This window comes from Pseudoflavonifractor phocaeensis (genome assembly GCF_016901735.1).
GTDB lineage: Bacteria > Bacillota > Clostridia > Oscillospirales > Oscillospiraceae > Pseudoflavonifractor_A.
The window spans coordinates 1-551 of the sequence record NZ_JACLZC010000188.1; the positions used below are offsets into that span (position 1 = coordinate 1).

At 48.1% G+C, this 551-nt stretch carries 1 tRNA gene and 1 rRNA gene; both read left to right on the plus strand.

Annotation, left to right across the window (positions count from 1 at the left end):
• The first annotated feature begins 13 nt into the window (after positions 1 to 13).
• Positions 14 to 87 (plus strand) — tRNA-Ile (locus H7U37_RS15190).
• 315 nt (positions 88 to 402) lie between these two features.
• Positions 403 to 551: ribosomal RNA gene (locus H7U37_RS15195) — 23S ribosomal RNA — on the plus strand; the annotation flags it as partial.

The following is a 551-nucleotide window of genomic DNA, read 5'->3' on the forward strand; positions in this document are numbered from 1 at the left end:
TAGCCAGAGACACGGGCCCATAGCTCAGCTGGCTAGAGCGCACGACTGATAATCGTGAGGTCGGTGGTTCGAGTCCACTTGGGCCCACTTCCTTTTCTTTCGAGAAAGAAAGGAAGCAAAGAAAGCTTTCATAGAATGCTTCGAGAATGGGTTGAAGCACCTGAGGGATCAGATGTTTCAACCTGGTCTTGAGAAAGACTGGGAAAGACCCGCACCTTGAAAACTGAACAATGTAGATGGAAAGTAATGCGAAGCAAGCAACAGAGGGCAAAAGCAAATGTTGTGGAACTATTTAGAATGGCGAATGCTGTTCTGGTGAATGGGTAAAACAATGTAGCCAAATGAACTCTGAAGCCTGCATAATTCTTGATGATTTTGAGAACAGCGAAGGCTGTTCTACAAGGTCAAGCTGGAAAGAGCGCAAGGGGAATGCCTTGGCATCAGGAGCCGAAGAAGGACGTGACAAGCTGCGATAAGCTGCGGTGAGCTGCACATAAGCTTTGACCCGCAGATTTCCGAATGGGGAAACCCGGCAGAGCAATACTCTGTCA